Genomic DNA, 16,742 nt, shown 5'->3' with positions numbered 1-16,742 from the left:
CACGCAACTAAACACACACAGAAACGTTGCCAATAATGCTGCCCCGTCCTGAATAAAGGCTACATAGTCTTAATATAAACCAAAATACCATCCACTAAATCAAAATAAGGATATTCACCTTTAAAGTTCGGATTCATATTAGTTATTAAATGATATCTACCATTCAATTTTTCCACTAGTTGAATTAGATCACCTTTAGTGGCAGGTTTATTGGATTCTTTTGTGAATAATTTTGTTAAGGCTTGTGCAGCTAAAGTTCCAGTAGCAGCATTTCCAACACCAGCCATAGACATACCCTCTTTTTTAGGAGCAGGGATATTATCGGGAACTGAAATTTTTTCGGATTTGGTTAAGCCTGAAACTTTTTTTGTCTTCCTCGCATGATGAGCTTTTGAACGACAAGTATTGCTGCAAAACTTCTGTACTCGTCGTCTTTTTGGAGTAAATTCTTGATAACAATACTTACAGATATAAAATTCAGAATCTTTCATTTAGCGTATAATAAACGTTTGTTTGACGCTAAATTAGTAAATTTTTCTAAATTATTCGAATTATTGACTACAATTGTACTCAAAAATTACAGCTTAACACTAAATACAGTCTCCAACAAAAATTCATCAATCTCTTTATCAGTAAAAGATTTTTTTCTCTTCCTTTCAGCGATAGTTTTTATCTTTTTTGATTTTTTATGCTTTTCAAAAACGATAGGATTAGTTGTTTCTATAGATTTTGAAAACTGAGATTTTAACGTTTTAAAAATATCAGTATCAGTAATTGTTGGTTCTGGTTTCTCAATTCGAAATTGATGTTTCACTTTTAAGCAGTGTTGAGTGAAATAATCTGCCTGAATTTTAAAAGCATTTATAATTATGTCGTTTACATCTGGGAAAACAGATCTAATATTTTCATGCATCCAAGTGGTAATGTATTGGTGACCGTTGATGTATTTTATGTAATCTTCCAATATCATGTCAAATACAGCAGGACTAATTTTTGATTTGGTATCCAATAAGAGCACCAAGTTCTTTTTTAAAATTCTTTCCTTGGTAAGGATTTCAGGTATAATTATGCTTTCCAGATCATTTGAAATCGCATTTCCTTTTTCCTTGTAATATACAATATCATCATAGCCCTCTTTGGGTATAAAACCTTTTAATACTGAATTTTCAACTTTTGAATGTACAGAACTAGGTATATAAAATAAATATTTCTGGATGATGTTGGCGTTTAGAATATCCGTAGTATCAATCATTATTCAAATGTTTAGAATAGTCCTTTGGTAAAACAGCATCAATATCTCTCAAATACTTTTCTAGAGCATCCATGGTAGAATGTCCAGTAATCCCCATCAACTCACTTTTAGCTGCATGAGGAGATGAGTTTTTGACAAGAGATTGGTATAAAATCGTAATGAATGTATGTCTAAAACTATAAAGGGTTTGATCTTTATCTAGATTAAAATGATCCTTTACAACATTCTTAAAACGCTTAGAGAAATAATTACTCTTATTTACATCCGCAGTATCCCATTCACCGCCAATTTTTATAGGAGTGAATAGAAAAGCATCTGGATTTAATTTACTTAAATCGGGTAATTCTTCTAATATGATCTGCGGAATTAGTTTAGTCTTTAACGGACTATTCTTAGCTTTAAATTGCAGTGTTTTGTCCTTTACATTAACATCCCTTACCCTCAATCTGCAAACTTCCACTGGTCTCAATAAATTATAACTGATAAATTTAATATAGAGTAGTAGTATAGGGTCTTCACCTTTTAAATAATCAAAGATCTTTTTATGTTCTTCGGTGGTATAGGATTTATTACGTTTGGGAATACTTCGCAATGCAGGAATCTTTTTAATGGGATTGGAACTAATTATCTCATTATCCTCTAGTGTTTGAAAAAGGCTACTCAAGTGAAGTCTGATATTATTTCTGTTTCTAGAACTAGATCTCAACAATACAGAGTTTAGAAAATCCAGTGCAGCTTTTTTGTTGATCTGCTCAATAGATTTGAGTTTAGGTCTGTTTTCTTCGAGCCATTTAACTAAAGCGTTACTCGTGTATTCATAATCTTTATGCGATCGAGCACCAATTTGTTTTTCCTTGATTTTTAAACTAAAATCAAGTGCTTCTCTAATTGGCATTCCTAAATCCTCTGGTGTATCTTCTTTTAATTCGGTTTTAGAGATAGTTTCAGAAGGTTTGAGGTTAGCTGTGGCTTTTGGATATTCAATTTGCGGTACAAATGACTTTTCGGCTTTTTCAGCTAAAGAATTTTTTAGATCGGTTTTAAGCAACTGAGATTTATGAAACTCGGTATTATCTATGTTCGGGTTGTAACCTGCCTTAAGTAGTTTTAAAAGTCTTCTACGGTAGCGTGATAACAATGCCAACCTATCTTCCTTATTTGTATAGTTATTGGCATTGCCATAAATGTTGTTTTGTCTTTCAAGTTTGCCAGTATCTGGATTTCTAAAAGAGAAACGCACATACCATCTCTTAGATAGATCGCCATTGGCGCTATATATCTTAGGTACGGAAAAATCTTTTTTGTGTGCCAAATCGTGTTCTGAATCGTGTTCCAAATCGTGTTCAAAGGTAATAAAGTCATTTAATGTAATCATAAAAAAAAGGTTTAGAGTGAACTAAACCTTTTGTTTGAAACCGATTAAGACTGTAGCGAGAACGAGAATTGAACTCGTGACCTCCGGGTTATGAACTCATAGGTGTAAATATCTTAACGTATTTACTGGGGTTTCTAGCTCATAATACAGAAAAACGTATGCAGAATCGTATGTAGTTTAAACTTTCAATTATTAATTAATTTCATTGGGAATATAGATAAATTAATTGATTCTGGAAAATTTGATTAATCTTAGTAATTATGTTAATCATATACTTTGAAGTTTTGATTAAAACTCTTAATACTTTTTTTTGCAAATTGTAAATTGAAACTAGAGGTATAAAATGCCGTTGCTATAAATTAGAATAATTTTTAACGAAAATATATTCGAAATTATAGCATATAAAGATTGACAGCTTCGGCTGTTGGTGATTTGGAGACATAGTGTTTTTGAAATCGAGAGTTTTTACAATAGGTAGGTGGGAATTGAAAGCTGAACGTCGTCAATAAGAATTTTTTTTGGGAACTGGTATTTTTCAAAATTATCTGAGTTAAAATTCTAAAAAAAAATCGCTCCGCGAGAAGGTGTTAGAAGCTAGCGTTATGAGCGGTTTTGGCTATGATTTCGTTGCGGAAAAATCCGCAGGATTCTTTCCGCCGTAGCCGAAAGATAGCAAAATTGTGGTGAATTCCGATTAGGAATTCAGCCGCAATGAATTATAGCCGTTGTTGCCTACAGTATTTATTTATTCCGTTTTTTAGTCAATTCGTATTGCTTTTCCACAAAGTGATATATGTCATCCAAGTTTTTGTCAGTCAAATTCGGAAACGAAAACATTAACGCCCAACCTTGATTTCTTAATTCAATCGCAATGCTATCGCCATTTTTATACATTTCACTTGAGTTTCTTGTATAGTTATAAAGCCATTCTTTATTACGCCTTTCTGTTATTCCGCCTAATGCTGGTGCGGTCGCTATTTTGTTCATTCCGATATAATGGCAAGCAACACAATTCTCTTTGAATAAGGTTTTCCCTTTTTCGAATGAATTGTCTTGTTCCGATTTTTGATTTATCATTGCTAAATTCGGTTCGTAACTTTTTTTATCAGAGTTGCAATTCCAATTTAGAATTCCAATTATTAATATCAAAAGAGCTTTTTTCATATTGTGGGCAACGTCTCTGTATATGGCTCGTAGCGTGCAAATTATGAAATTATTTTCAGATGAAGCACGAGCCGAATTTTTTAATTTTCTTATTATCTTTTTTACTCAATAAGCCAAATTAAAAAATTTGGCGGACTTGCAAATAAGCCTTAACTTTGATTAATCAACTAACTAGCTATGAGATATATACGTTGTTGTAACACGTTTTTTATCGACTGTATATTAATGAATTCTCAATTCCTTTTACGGTTTGAAGCCAACTTTCATCTTCCAACATAAACATTTCTAATGGTAATTCTAAAGTTTCTCCATCCATAGAATTCTGTATAGTATGAATACAAGCAGTTCTCGAATTATCTGTATATGTGTCAAGTACATATCCAAGTACTAAAATACTCTCGTTATTTCGAACCATTGCATATTGATAAACTTCTTTAATCACATCAACTTTTGCGAAATTCTGCTGGAACTTTATCAGATTTTTTGCAGAAATCGGTTTCATTGGCGTTCCAACTTGTACTTCTGTTTCTTCTTGAATTGTTTCAGTTTTTACATTTTCCTTATTTCTCTCTAAAATGAACATTGTTGATGAATCTGAATCGATTACAATTCGGTCAATTCCGTGAGTTTGGCAAAAATCAATCGCATCTTTTGCGTTCATCGCTGTGTATTCAGTTTCTTTCTTTGACCATTCCAAAAGTTTTTCTGGTGTTGTAAAAGCTCCCAAAACTTTTAAGCCATCTTGATTAAAAACAGAAGTTAATTTTAATGTCGAATCTTTTTTGAGTGTTTTCCATTCGTTTTTGTCATTTCCATCATTAATGGAAGGAAGGATTAAGAAAGAATTCCCGTCAACTATTTCATTAAAAGCTTTTTGATAATTTTCTTTACTTTGGTTCTTTCCATAGCTTTCTAAAAGACTAATTAATTTGTCATTATTTGGTATTTTAACCTCAATTTTGGAATCGGTTTTTTTAGAACCAAAAAGCTTATCAAATATTCCCATAGTTTTTTTGAAATGTGTTACAACGTTAATGTGTAAAGGACGTTGCGTGCTTGCTTGCGAGGATTTTCCGCAGGAAAATCGGAAGCTGGCAAACACGCAATGCCCAAACGATTGAACTAAAATAAGCAATGTTTTTTACACGGTGTTGTACACAGTACTTTTTCGTTACCATATTTGTCCATTGGTTCGCTTTAAAGCTTTCAAAAGTGGTTCTTTGTCTCCATCTTCACTGTTATTCAGTAAATTATGTATTCCAACAAGTTCAAGCTCGTTAAGTGAATTAAGGAATTTGAACGAATCGATTTCTTTAGCCTCTAATTGTAAGTATTTCAACCTCGTTAGTTTAATCAAATACTCGTTGACTTTAAACAATTTTGGTGCTATATAGATATAGATTTTTTTAAGTTTAATATGGTTTTCTGTTATTCCTTCAAGACTTAATAAACTCCTGTTATGAAATAACTCCAAACTCTCTAATTCAGGGAAACTCTCTAATCCCTTCAGAGATGTTAATTTACTTCCTCTGATTGTAAGTTGTTTCATTTTTTTGTTTCCAGAAATTTTGTTTAAGTCCGTTTCACTATATTTATTCATAAGACTTAATCTTTCTAAATTTGTTGTCATCGATAATTTGTCGATTATATATTTGTCAACTATATTTATTCCAACAGATTTTAGATTTTCAAATTGAGTATAATCAATATTAGAGTTTTTAGAACTTATGGCTTTTAAGTTTTTCAAACTATAAATACCGTCTATGTTTTTGATTGAATCACTCAATATATCAATAGATTCAATAAAACTCAAATCATAATTTTTTAAAAAATCAATATTGTCAAGTTTGTAATTATGAGTAGTTAATCGAATGGTATTAATTCCATCTTCGTTCAATAGATTAATTACATCTTCTTTTATTGTGTCAGAATAAATAAAAATTATATTTCTTTCAATAAGATGATTTTCATTAAACCTTGGGGGTTTGCAAAATCGTGTATTGTTTTTAATATATTCTCCTTCTAACATTCAGTTTCGGGTTTGAGTGGGTATTGTGTACAACGTTTGTGTATAAGAACAGTAGGGCGGAAAATATGCTGTTACCATTCGGTTGAACACAAGCCGAATTTTTAAATTATTCTTATTATTTTTTTTTGTCAATAAGCCAAATTTAAAAATTTGGCGACATCGCAAATGCGCCCGAACCATTCGGTTTTGCTACAATTGCCCTATTGTTTTTATACGTTGTTGTGCGCTGGCTTTATTACCAATCTAGTTGCAAAGCTTTATCAGAATCAGGTTCTACTTTTAATTCTTCTCTACAGTATTGAACGGTTTTGTTTATTATTTTCTTTATTTCTCCAAAATTGTCAATTCGTTTTCCGTCAAACTTTGGTGTAACATCTAAGTTTGATTTTATTGAATTAAATGTGTTTTCATAAAGTTCAGCCGTTTTTTCGTCATTTCTAAGTATAACATACGAAACTCTAATCGCATCAAAAGGTCCGTCATTGTGATAAACTTCTTCTCCATTTATTATTGGAAATAACCAAAGTTTTACATCATCTCCATTTTCCGTTTCGTTTTTGATTGCGAAATAGTCATCAGTTTGTTCAAATCCTAATTCAGCAAGTTTTTCAAATTCTCTACTGTTCGGAATAAAATTAGGGTTTTCAAAACCAACAATTAAAAACAAATCTCCGAAAGTCGGTTTGTCCGCATTAAATTGAAAATCTATACTTATTCCCTCAAATGCTAGAGTTTCTAAATCCGCAATTTGTGATTCCATTTTATCTTTTTTTTGATTTCCATTATTACAACTTAAAAGTCCGAAAATCAGTATTATGAATGTTAGTCGATTCATTTTTTCAGCTTACGCACAACGTTTATGTATAAGGAAAGTTGCGTGTTTGTGTGCGAGGATTTTCCGAAGGAAAATCAGAAGCTAGCAAACGAGCAACTAACTTTGGTTTAGCTAAAACTAGCAATTTTTTTTATACGGTGTTGTGCATAGTATTTTATTCAGTTTTCGGTGTGTAATAAAATCGGAAGTTTTCAAAAGGCGTTCCCTCAACAGCTTTTCCAGCTGGAATAAGAGTTATGCTTTCCGCTTTTAAATCCGCTATTTTTCCATTTATTTCTCCATTGTCACGTTTCGTGTAAATGATTTTTTCATCGCTATTATATTCCCACGTTCCAGTCATATAAGTTTCATCCTCGTTGAAAAGAAGATATTCTCCATTCTGTTTGAATTCGTAGTCATTACTTGGTGATTTTGGAAGTCCGCTTATTTTTTCTCCGTTTACCATTCCGTAATCCAATTTCCAACGTTGGAAAAGTTCTTTTGGTAATTCAGAATTTGAGTTAGATTTCACATTTTTATTTACTCCGCAAGAGTAAGTAAAAAGTAGAATTCCGATTAGTAATATTGTTCTCAAAGCTTGGTTTTTCATATTATGCACAACGTTTTGTGTATGGTTAGTTGCGTGGTTCAGCAACTAATTTAGTAAACAAATACTTGCCATAGAAAATTCCGAAGGAATTTTCCAGATAAGCACTTGCCATAGCAATTAATTATACACGTTGTTACCCATAGGCTTTTTCTTTTATTTCAGTTGGAAATGTATGTGGTCATCGTGTCTTACTGCTTGACATCCGTGAAACCGTACTTTTCCGTTGTTCAAATTCAGTCGGGTTTTTAAATGCGGTTCGATGAATAATTTACCAATATTATCTTCTTTTAAAATCAGTTTTGCCAATTGTCGAGTTCCTTTTTCGGAAAACTCAATGTCTTTATTGATGGTGCCTAAAGTCAGATATTTCGGAAAATCATATTGCCAATTTCCTTTAACCTTACAAACTTCGGCTTGGTCATATTCTTTTTCCGTTGGCATTTCATAAACTCCATATCCACTAATTGATGGCTTTTTATTTGTCAATTGTCCGTTATCATTTTCGTAAATCAGAGAAACGTCAATTTTTTTTCCATCGTTGTGGCTCAAATGAGGCAAAAGAGGAAATTTGTTTATGAAAGGAAAATTGGCATCGAGATAAACCATTTTTATTCCTGTGTTCTGTATTTCAAATTCGGTTGCAATTTGTCCGATAGTTTTGTTCAATTCTGGTCTCACATAGTTTCTATTAGCAAGTTTGTAAAATAAAGAATGAGCTTTTAAAAATTCCGATTCTTTTATTTTTTCACGCCCGAAAATCGGTGCGACATTTGGAACGATTAAAAATGTTGTAAGCAAATATAGAACTGCGAAAATTCCAATGCGTTTCAATCGTTTCTTTTCCGCACTTTTCTTAACCAGCAAAATTGCAATCAAATATATTATTCCACCAATTTGAGTTACAACAGTCAAAAAAACAATAATTATTATGTGAAGTAGTATTTTCAATGGTTGGTTCAGCTTATGGGTAACGTTGATGTATATGGGCTGTGGCGTGTCTCGGCACAGACCTTTCCTGATAAAAACTGACTTTGGAAAATCCGGAGGATTTTCCAAGTGTGGACTGACCAAGCCATAGCTTATATACGGTGTTGTAAAACGTTTTTTTCTAACACCATTCTATTATTTTCGTTTCAAAATCGATTGGTGTCGGTCCCCCAGAACATCCTCCAATTTCCTCCGCATTTTGGTCATTTTCAGTTTCTCCGATAATCCACTTTCCAGTTTTGTGTTTTAATAAAATTCCCTCAATTAATATTTTTCCACCTGTCAGAGGATTTTTTTCGTTATTATATACAATTATTTTATTTCCAGTTATTTTTATTTCTACAGGCAAATTGTCCATTCGCCCACCAAATTCCGAAAAATATAATTCATAATCCATTTTTCTTTGAGGAATAGTGTCCGTTAAAATTAATTCGGATTTAGGATTCTGTTTTTCGGAAATTAAATACTCTGTAGAGGTATATTCTGTATTACCACCTCTTTTTCCTAAAGCTGTTGCAACGAAAATCGTAAAGGCGATAAGCAATAAACTTCCTATTCCAATCAGTATTAATAATATGTTCCAGAGTTTCTTCAAAATGTTTTACAACGGTTTTGTATATGGTTTGTTGCGTGGTTTAAGCACATAATTTAGAAAATAAAAACCGAATAGAAAATCCGCGGGGATTTTCGTAAGTAGGCTATAACTAGCAATAAATTATATACGGTGTTGGCAAACGTATTTATTTCGGTTTTATTCCGTTTTCTTTCATTATTTCAATCAGTTTCTTATCAGGTGACTTGTCAATCCTTATCCATTTCGTTGTGAATTTTAATCCAATTCCGTCTGTAAACGTAGTTTCTGTAAATGAGCTATTCTTCTCATATTTGTCAAGAACTATAGTTTGCGTCAAGGAATCAAATTTGCTGGTTTTATTTATAGTTTCTAATTCATAACCAGATTTTTTCCACGTTATTTTCGATAATTTGTTTCCACCAGGATGAGATTCCGAATAGATATATTGATAATCAAAATTCCGATATAAATATTTCACCGTATTTAATTCAGTCGTAGTTTTAAAAACTCCAACTTTTAATTCTTCAGGATATCCTTGAGAACAACTTTGTAAAGAAGCGAAAAGAACGAATGTTAATATTAGTAGATTGATTTTTCTCATATGTTTGCCAACGGTCTTGTGTATGAGCTGTGGCGTGGGTTCGTTACGGACAATTCCAAACCGATACTTGCCAGAGGAAAATCCGCAGGATTTTCCAAGTGGGCGAGGACAAGCCATAGCTTATACACGGTGTTACCACACGTTTTTTATTTTTCAGATTCATATCCGTGAACATTCCAAGTTTTTAAAAAATCATAACCTTTATGTCTCAAATATGTTATTCCGTCCAATTTGAATTTTGTTTTAGTTAAAGATTCGATTTCGGTCGTGTCAGAACCTCCTAAACCAACAAATTCCAGTTGGATTTTACTATTTAATTTTATTAATCCAGCAATTGTTCCACAAGAAGTCATTGGTAGTGCTTCAGTTCGTTTAATTTTTTCTGTATAAGGTATTGTTTCCCAAGTCGCGAAATTCTTCTCTTTATGAAAGTCCAACCACAATATGTTTTCTCCGTTAATATTGTTTTCAGGAATCCAAAATCCGTTTAGGTTTTCACGTACAGAATCTAAATCGGTTAAGTCAATTTCATAGTCATTAGCAACCAGAATCAAATTCTGATTAGCATTTTGTCTAACATCTTCTTTTACTCCTTTTGCAAAGTCAAACATTTGAAATCCAAAATATCCAATTCCGATAATTATAATGCCAATTATTGTTATTAAAATTCCTTTTCTCATCGGTTTTGCCAAATGTGTGGTAACGTGATTGTGTATGGTTAGTTGCGTGGTTAAGCAACTAAGTTAGTAAACATTTACGAACCCGTGAATATTCCGCAGGAATTTTCGCAAGTAGGCTAGAACCAAGCAATTAATTATACACGGTGTTGCCCACAGTTTTTATTCCACGTTGTAATTTCCATTCGCCCACTTTATTGTCGGTTCAATCCATTCATTTAATGGTTTAAATAAAAATCCGTGTCCCATTCCTGTATTCAGTTCGATTTCTTTAAAGTGTTTTATTTCGCAATTCGAGATTTTCTTTCGTTCCAATGAAGAAACTCCAAATGGGTCGGACTTTTCGTAAATCGTTAAAATATTTCCGCAAAAATTGATTTCAGGTATATTTTGAATATCACTATTCCTAAAACTTGCAATAAATACAAAATTCAAATCTTGATTATTTGCTAAAGTCGAAACGTATTGAGCAATATATCCGCCTTTTGAAGTTCCAACCACAGTTATTTTTCTCGGTTCTATTTCGTTCTTTATTAAACTGTCAATTTGGGTTACGATTCCGATTGCGTATTCTCTTGCGTTAACATTTCCATTCCGTTTTTCGGATATTACTTTAAGTCCTCCTTTTTTAAATTCAGCAATAATTTCGTTATATTCAGTCCGCCCAAATTCGGGATGCAACTCATTCAGTTCGTGTTCTTCTAAAAATCGATTGTGAAGGAAGAAAACAAATCTGTCATCATTTTTGTTTCCGCACGCAAATAAAGTTGAGCCAAAAAGAATTCCAATTAATAGACTTATTTTCATTGATTTACGATTTTTCTCAAATTGTGGGCAACGGTAACGTATAACCGTCAGTTACGGGTTGGTATGCGTTAATTTTCGGTTTGGCACAGACTTTAGCAATTCCGAGTGGATTCGGACGTATCCGAATCCGCCGTAATTGCGGTTATACAATGTTGTAGCACGTTTAATATGTTACTCTCTGGCTGACAAAATTTTCTTCTTGGTTATAACAATACCAAAGTCCTAAATGTTCGTCTCTTTCCTGTTTAACGCAATTAAGATTGTCCTCAAAGCCGAATAAAGATTCTAATTTTCCACCAGTAGAATCAAAAAACTCCCAATCGTTACGAGGAATGCTAAAGTCTATTTCTTCATTTTCATCACATCTGGTGGAAATGGTCGTCTTTACAGGAACAAAAGATCCCTTAGCTTTTAATTCTCCATTTGGATAATAGAAACTCCAAGTTCCGATCCGATATTTGTATTCAATTTTTTCAATTCCTCCAGGACCGCAATCCTCAAAAATTCCTGTTTTATAATCACCAACTGCTTCACTTTCTGATCCTGTAGATTGTGCTTTTCCATTGTGCTGAGTCGTGCCGCACGAACTTAAAAGTCCTAAAAAGAATAAAAAAATTGTTTTGAACATTTTATTTTGTTTAATGTGCTACAACGTTTGGTATATGAGCTGTGGCGTGTTTCGGCACAGATCTTTCCTAATAAAAACTGGCTTTGGAAAATCCGCAGGATTTTCCAAGTGAGGACTGACCAAGCCATAGTTTATATACGGTGTTGTGCAACGTTTTTTACGTTCAGTTTTTCAGAATTCAAATTCAAGTTACGTTATAAATTAATAATCCGCCAAATAAAAATGCAAAAGGCGAGATAAATTGGAAATAAATTGGTTTAAGAATATCTGCACTTTTCATTGAAAATTTGTGATGTATTTTTCTCGGGACAATATAAAGTATGAGAGATGTTATGAGCATTATCCATCCAAAAACTTTAAACGCAATAGGGAATTTAGAAAATTCCGAACATAATATCAAAGCTATTGCTGGAATCAATCGAAGTGTTATTTCTGCGTAATTGATGAAATTTGTACTACCAGCTTTTCTCAATGTATTTCTCGCTTTTATTGGATTAATAAGCATTACAAACCCAATGAAAATTATAAAAATTCCGAAAAGTATCACAACCCATTTTGCAATTTCAACTATCATAATTGAGGTCGTTTTTTTAGAATTTGTTCTATTATTGAACATTTTTGGTCAAATGTTGCACAACGTTTGGTGTATGGTTAGTTGCGTGGTTAAGCAACTAATTTAGTAAACAAAAACTTGCCAGAGAAAATTCCGAAGGAATTTTCCAGATGAGCACTAGCCAAAGCAATTAATTATACACGGTGTTAGCAACTGGCTTTTATTCCATTTCATATTTCCAATATAAGTTAGAATAAATTAGATAAGTAACAATTAATCTTTGCGTTTCACTTTTAAAATCTACTTTACCTATTAATTCGGTCAATATTTTTTTGTTCGGATAGGAATTTAGTTGAACCTTGTCCTTTGTTTCTAAAATAAAGTCATAATGTATTTGGTTCTTGAAGGAACTCATAACACAATCATAAAATAATTCTTCAAAAAACAATGCGGTCATCAGATTATTCTCTATGAAATAATGACTTGATTTAAATTCCTCAAACTCTTTTTCAAGAAATTCAGCTTGGTCAATTTCAGTGATTAATGCTAAATATCCATTTTTATTTAATTCAGATAAGTGTCCTGTTTTATTTAAATGATGTTCAAATTTTTTAATTGAATCAAATACACTTACTGAACTCGCTATGTCAGATTCCGACGTTTCCACTGGGTAAAGGATTCCTCTATCAAAAGTTTTGTCATTTATGCATTTTTGGTATCCAGATTCCAATTCATTCCGTTTGTCATTACAAGAGAAAAAGGTCAGAATGATTGATAATGCGATTAATAATTTCAAATTTCAGAGTTGTTTTTTCAGCTTGTTGCTAACGGTCTCGTATAACCGTCAGTTACGGGTTTAAAGTTGCTGTTTTTTCGGTTGAACACTGGCTTTAGCAATTCCGAGTGGATTCGGACGTAGTCGAATCCGCCGTAATTGCGGTTATACATTGTTGTGTGCAGTATTTTATTCAATTTTCGTTATTTCACTTTTATAGGCAAAGTCATTATCAATGTCAAATTTTGATTCTTGCGTATACTTGTTTCCATTAACATTTGTGATTTTTACAATCAAATCAGGTGTCGGTTTGTCTTTTGGTCTCGATTTCCAAAACGCTTCATTTCCGTCCAAAAATTTCAGTCGATAACTACAACCATCAATCCAGATTATTTTCAGCGTTATTTTCTTTTCTCCATATTCTTCAGTTTGGATAGAGTCATTCCTTTGAATTTTAGCTTTTAAAATTCCGTTTTCAATATTCTGAAATTCACCTATTTTAAATTTATCACAATTTTCTTGCGAGTAAGAAAGTCCGTAAACCAGAATTAAAATCGATAGTGAGATTATTCTTTTCATAAGTTTTGTTTTCATATTGCACACAACGGTTTTGTGTATGGTTAGTTGCGTGGTTAAGCAACTAATTTAGTAAACAAAAACGAACGCGAGAAAATTCCGAAGGAATTTTCCAAATAAGCACTTGCCAAAGCAATTAATTATACACGGTGTTACCATACGTTTTTATTCTGCTTTTTATTATCCAGATATTAATTCTTCAGGGATTTAATTGGTACAACAATAGTTTTTGCCCATAAATCACCAACTCTTTGATTTAAATCAGTATTCTTAATTGTTATAATTCCAACCAACCCAAAAAAGAACATATCAATAGGGTCAAGCAAATGTCTTTTAAAAGATTCGCCAAAAGTCAGTTTTCTTTTTATTCCGTTTTTAGGAATCGGTTTTAGTCCAACTAATGAATTTCCGAGTGTTGCTCCGAATCCAATTTCAAGCGCAACAGTCATAAACAACCATAGTAAAATTGGCAAATAACTAAATGTTCCACTTAATGCCAATCCGCCATCGTCTGTTCGATCTCCAAGAAAATAAATTAAAAATAAGGTTCCGAAGAATATTATTCCATAATCAATTAAGCCAGCAATAAATCGTAGAATTGTATTAGGTTTAGTTTTAATTTTAGAATGCAAGTTTGTTTGCTTTATGGGTTTACTTAAATGTATGGTAACGGTCTCGGCTATGAGTAGTTGCGTGGTTTAGCACAAAACTTTGCAAGTACACACCAAACTGAAAATCCGTGAGGATTTTCAGAAGTGGCGAGAACAAGCAATTACTTATAGCCATTGTTGTGCAACGTTTTTTATTTTCTTTACCACGAATGAAAGTAATACATAAAACTTCCATCGTTTTTTAAATATAGTGTAAATCTTTCTCCTTCAGAATACATATGAGCAACAGTTGCAACAGAATTATATTCCATTGGATTTTCGGTGAAATGTAATTCGGTTAAATTTCTGTCCGACAATCCTGTAATTGACTTTTGCCAAATTATATTTCCGTTTTTGTCTTTACTCGCAAGTATTGTTTTATCATCAGCTTTTGAAACAGTTAAAGTTCCAAATTCAGTTTCCTGCATTTTAGTTGGCTTTAATTCCGATTCCACATTATAGTCGACTCCATAAAAAGGTCCATCATCGAAAGTTGCTGTCATTTTCGGCAAATAATCTACGCTTTCTACTTGAGAATAGAAGTCAGTTCTTATGAAGTCAATTTTTTCAGAGATTGATTTTTGTTGAAATTCGGTCGAGTCAATTTCTCTAATTTTCAGATAGATTTCTGAAATTTTATTAAAATAACTCGTATCAATTTCTTTATTACAATTCGGATGATATTCCTTTAATTGATATACAATCATTGGAATAATGAAGTTAGTTTTAATTTCAGATTGACCTCTGTCTTTGTCAAAATCCATTTTCGATAGTCCGTCAAGTTCAGATTCTGGCCATTTTATAATTTCCATTTCGTCTAAACCAAAAAAGTCAAGATACTTTATTTCATAACAGTCTTTTGAATCTTGTCCAAATAAAGTCAGATTTATAGCTAAAAATAATATTGTTAAAATTCGATTTCTCATTTTTTGGTCAAATGTTGCACAACGTTTATGTATATGAGCTGTGGCGTGTTAAAGCACGAACCTCGCCAAATAAAAACTGGCTTTGGAAAATCCGCAGGATTTTCCAAGTGTGGACTGACCAAGCCATAGCTTATATACTGTGTTGTGCAACGTTTATTTCTTTTTCAATTCGGTTAGTTTCTGACTCAACTAATGGTTTTAAATTAAGTTCTCTAACTTTTTTAATATATTCAGTCGCCTTATTAAAATCTTTTCTTAAAAGTTCAATATTCGCTAAATTCAACAATACAATAGATTTATCATTTTCAGTTCTTAAACCTATATTCAGAGCTTGAGTCAAGTCAGAATGACTTTTTTTATATTCCTTTTTCTCTAAAGCAATAATTCCAGTTGTAAAATAATAATAGCTTTTGTGTCCTTTAGTCAGTTTTTCTGGATTCTTAATTTTTGAAATTAGTTCTTCGGCTTTATTTATGTTTTCCTTTTTCATTTGCTGGAAAGCAGCATACACAGTTCCGTATTTAAAATATCCATAAATGAAAAGTCCGCCCGCAATTAGCATCATTGACATATTGGTAAAATCCTCTTTTGAGTAAAAGTATGCAGCTGCTATTAGGCTAAATATAACAAGAACGATTCTTATAATTGGTGTAAACATATTTTTTCAGAATTATTCAGCCAAGTTAATTTCTAAATCAATATGTTTTTCTTTTTGCCATTCAGGAAAACTATCTCTAAAATGCATATGACAATTATCATTATTTTCGATATGATTTTTGACCGTCTCAAAAAAATCACATAATTTTAAAATATCATCTTTTGATGAAAAGATAATTCCTGATTTTCCTTGGTCAGGAAAAAAATCGTCATCATCAGAATGAGATTTTGAAAGGTATATTTTCATATTGTCTATATGTTTTTCAAATGTTGCACAACGTGCTTGTGTATGGTTAGTTGCGTGGTTAAGCAACTAATTTAGCAAATAAATCACAGATAGAATATTCCGCAGGAATGTTCTTAAGTCGGCAGTGGCCAAGCAATTAATTATACACGGTGTTACCACCAGTTATTTTTATTTAAGTTCAACCTGAATTTTATTAAGTTCAGGCTGAATTTTAATCCAATCTGTATTTTCTTTTTCAGGAATGCAGTCTATTAAACTCAATCCGTTTAAATAATTCTCAACTGCTTTTTTTCCAAGTTTTATTTCGATTTCATAAACTCCTTGTCCATCTTCTCCAATCCAAGCACGAGTCAATATCGATTTGTTTTTCTTTATGTTATCTTTTGATAGTGATTTTAAGTCAAACGGAATTGGGTCAACTCCGTCGCACCAAAACCTTTTTACACTTTCGATTCCTAAATTTTCAAAATGAAGTTTCCATTCCAAATGCGTGCAAAAATCATTGTTATAAATCGGTTCATCAAGATTATAGTTAAAGGCTCCGCATTTCGGGCATTCAGTGTTTTGGCTTTCCAGCTCGTCAAAATCACATCGCTGACATTTTCCGTTTTCCGCATTCAGATGTGTTACTATTATTTTGGCTTCTTTATGACTAAATCCGAAATCGTCAATTAGTTTTTTAATAGCAAACAGATTTAGGTCTTGCTTAACCATTCCAATAACCTCAAATTTCTGTTCTTCAGATAAATTCAGCTCATTTATTTCGTTTTTGCACTTTTTGCAGTAGAATTTCACTTGAGTGGTTTTAATTGGTGGTAACGGTTCGGTGTATGGTTAGTT

At 32.3% G+C, this 16,742-nt stretch carries 22 protein-coding genes; all 22 read right to left on the bottom strand.

Translation table 11 applies throughout. The annotated features are described in order from the left end of the window. Nucleotides 1-59 precede the first annotated feature (59 nt). Nucleotides 60-491, bottom strand: coding sequence for a hypothetical protein (locus GQ40_RS08225; RefSeq protein ID WP_047547406.1), 432 nt, complete (start codon nucleotides 489-491; stop codon nucleotides 60-62). An 86-nt stretch (nucleotides 492-577) separates the two neighbouring features. Further along, nucleotides 578-1,252 carry a hypothetical protein gene (locus GQ40_RS08220; RefSeq protein ID WP_047547404.1) on the bottom strand — a complete coding sequence of 225 codons (675 nt, stop codon included), beginning with the start codon at nucleotides 1,250-1,252 and terminating at the stop codon, nucleotides 578-580. Further along, the gene (locus GQ40_RS08215; protein ID WP_052184197.1) at nucleotides 1,245-2,627 is read right to left on the bottom strand and encodes a tyrosine-type recombinase/integrase; all 1,383 of its coding nucleotides are present in this window, start codon (nucleotides 2,625-2,627) and stop codon (nucleotides 1,245-1,247) included. The genes GQ40_RS08220 and GQ40_RS08215 overlap by 8 nt, the downstream gene beginning before the upstream one ends. A gap of 741 nt (nucleotides 2,628-3,368) precedes the next feature. Then, entirely contained in the window at nucleotides 3,369-3,791 is a 423-nt protein-coding gene (locus GQ40_RS17125; protein ID WP_052184196.1) for a c-type cytochrome, read from the bottom strand. Nucleotides 3,792-3,999: 208 nt separating this feature from the next. Beyond that, nucleotides 4,000-4,797 (bottom strand): SseB family protein, encoded by a 798-nt coding sequence (locus GQ40_RS08205; RefSeq protein WP_047547402.1) that lies wholly within the window; start codon nucleotides 4,795-4,797, stop codon nucleotides 4,000-4,002. 165 nt (nucleotides 4,798-4,962) lie between these two features. Next, nucleotides 4,963-5,820, bottom strand: a complete 858-nt coding sequence (locus GQ40_RS08200; RefSeq protein WP_047547401.1) for a hypothetical protein — start codon at nucleotides 5,818-5,820, stop codon at nucleotides 4,963-4,965. 235 nt (nucleotides 5,821-6,055) lie between these two features. Beyond that, nucleotides 6,056-6,580 (bottom strand): hypothetical protein, encoded by a 525-nt coding sequence (locus GQ40_RS08195; protein ID WP_156115553.1) that lies wholly within the window; start codon nucleotides 6,578-6,580, stop codon nucleotides 6,056-6,058. A 229-nt stretch (nucleotides 6,581-6,809) separates the two neighbouring features. Then, the gene (locus tag GQ40_RS08190) at nucleotides 6,810-7,244 is read right to left on the bottom strand and encodes a hypothetical protein (protein ID WP_047547397.1); all 435 of its coding nucleotides are present in this window, start codon (nucleotides 7,242-7,244) and stop codon (nucleotides 6,810-6,812) included. Between the two features lie 153 nt (nucleotides 7,245-7,397). Then, on the bottom strand, nucleotides 7,398-8,192 hold the full coding sequence (locus GQ40_RS08185; protein ID WP_047551716.1) for a hypothetical protein: 795 nt from the start codon (nucleotides 8,190-8,192) through the stop codon (nucleotides 7,398-7,400). A 160-nt stretch (nucleotides 8,193-8,352) separates the two neighbouring features. Continuing rightward, nucleotides 8,353-8,826 carry a hypothetical protein gene (locus GQ40_RS08180; RefSeq protein ID WP_047547395.1) on the bottom strand — a complete coding sequence of 158 codons (474 nt, stop codon included), beginning with the start codon at nucleotides 8,824-8,826 and terminating at the stop codon, nucleotides 8,353-8,355. A gap of 145 nt (nucleotides 8,827-8,971) precedes the next feature. Beyond that, the gene (locus tag GQ40_RS08175) at nucleotides 8,972-9,523 is read right to left on the bottom strand and encodes a hypothetical protein (protein ID WP_156115552.1); all 552 of its coding nucleotides are present in this window, start codon (nucleotides 9,521-9,523) and stop codon (nucleotides 8,972-8,974) included. 29 nt (nucleotides 9,524-9,552) lie between these two features. Further along, nucleotides 9,553-10,086, bottom strand: coding sequence for a hypothetical protein (locus GQ40_RS08170; protein WP_047547391.1), 534 nt, complete (start codon nucleotides 10,084-10,086; stop codon nucleotides 9,553-9,555). Between the two features lie 159 nt (nucleotides 10,087-10,245). Beyond that, a complete protein-coding gene (locus GQ40_RS08165) occupies nucleotides 10,246-10,890 on the bottom strand; it encodes a hypothetical protein (protein WP_047547345.1) in 645 nt (214 codons plus the stop codon). A 163-nt stretch (nucleotides 10,891-11,053) separates the two neighbouring features. Further along, entirely contained in the window at nucleotides 11,054-11,518 is a 465-nt protein-coding gene (locus tag GQ40_RS08160) for a hypothetical protein (protein ID WP_047547389.1), read from the bottom strand. 184 nt (nucleotides 11,519-11,702) lie between these two features. Continuing rightward, nucleotides 11,703-12,134, bottom strand: coding sequence for a hypothetical protein (locus tag GQ40_RS08155; RefSeq protein WP_231565557.1), 432 nt, complete (start codon nucleotides 12,132-12,134; stop codon nucleotides 11,703-11,705). A gap of 157 nt (nucleotides 12,135-12,291) precedes the next feature. Then, nucleotides 12,292-12,867 carry a hypothetical protein gene (locus GQ40_RS08150; protein ID WP_156115551.1) on the bottom strand — a complete coding sequence of 192 codons (576 nt, stop codon included), beginning with the start codon at nucleotides 12,865-12,867 and terminating at the stop codon, nucleotides 12,292-12,294. A gap of 168 nt (nucleotides 12,868-13,035) precedes the next feature. After that, nucleotides 13,036-13,425 (bottom strand): hypothetical protein, encoded by a 390-nt coding sequence (locus GQ40_RS08145; protein WP_156115550.1) that lies wholly within the window; start codon nucleotides 13,423-13,425, stop codon nucleotides 13,036-13,038. Nucleotides 13,426-13,613: 188 nt separating this feature from the next. After that, nucleotides 13,614-14,054, bottom strand: a complete 441-nt coding sequence (locus GQ40_RS08140; protein WP_231565558.1) for an RDD family protein — start codon at nucleotides 14,052-14,054, stop codon at nucleotides 13,614-13,616. Between the two features lie 179 nt (nucleotides 14,055-14,233). Beyond that, nucleotides 14,234-14,998 carry a hypothetical protein gene (locus GQ40_RS08135; RefSeq protein ID WP_047547381.1) on the bottom strand — a complete coding sequence of 255 codons (765 nt, stop codon included), beginning with the start codon at nucleotides 14,996-14,998 and terminating at the stop codon, nucleotides 14,234-14,236. Between the two features lie 130 nt (nucleotides 14,999-15,128). Beyond that, a complete protein-coding gene (locus GQ40_RS08130) occupies nucleotides 15,129-15,656 on the bottom strand; it encodes a hypothetical protein (RefSeq protein WP_047547379.1) in 528 nt (175 codons plus the stop codon). Nucleotides 15,657-15,668: 12 nt separating this feature from the next. Further along, nucleotides 15,669-15,902 carry a hypothetical protein gene (locus tag GQ40_RS08125; RefSeq protein WP_156115549.1) on the bottom strand — a complete coding sequence of 78 codons (234 nt, stop codon included), beginning with the start codon at nucleotides 15,900-15,902 and terminating at the stop codon, nucleotides 15,669-15,671. 168 nt (nucleotides 15,903-16,070) lie between these two features. After that, entirely contained in the window at nucleotides 16,071-16,697 is a 627-nt protein-coding gene (locus GQ40_RS08120; protein WP_156115548.1) for a hypothetical protein, read from the bottom strand. Nucleotides 16,698-16,742 lie beyond the last annotated feature (45 nt).

The organism is Psychroserpens sp. Hel_I_66, from assembly GCF_000799465.1.
Lineage (GTDB): Bacteria > Bacteroidota > Bacteroidia > Flavobacteriales > Flavobacteriaceae > Psychroserpens.
Note: the sequence above shows the minus strand (reverse complement) of the source record. Positions and strands in the feature narration are given on the sequence as shown.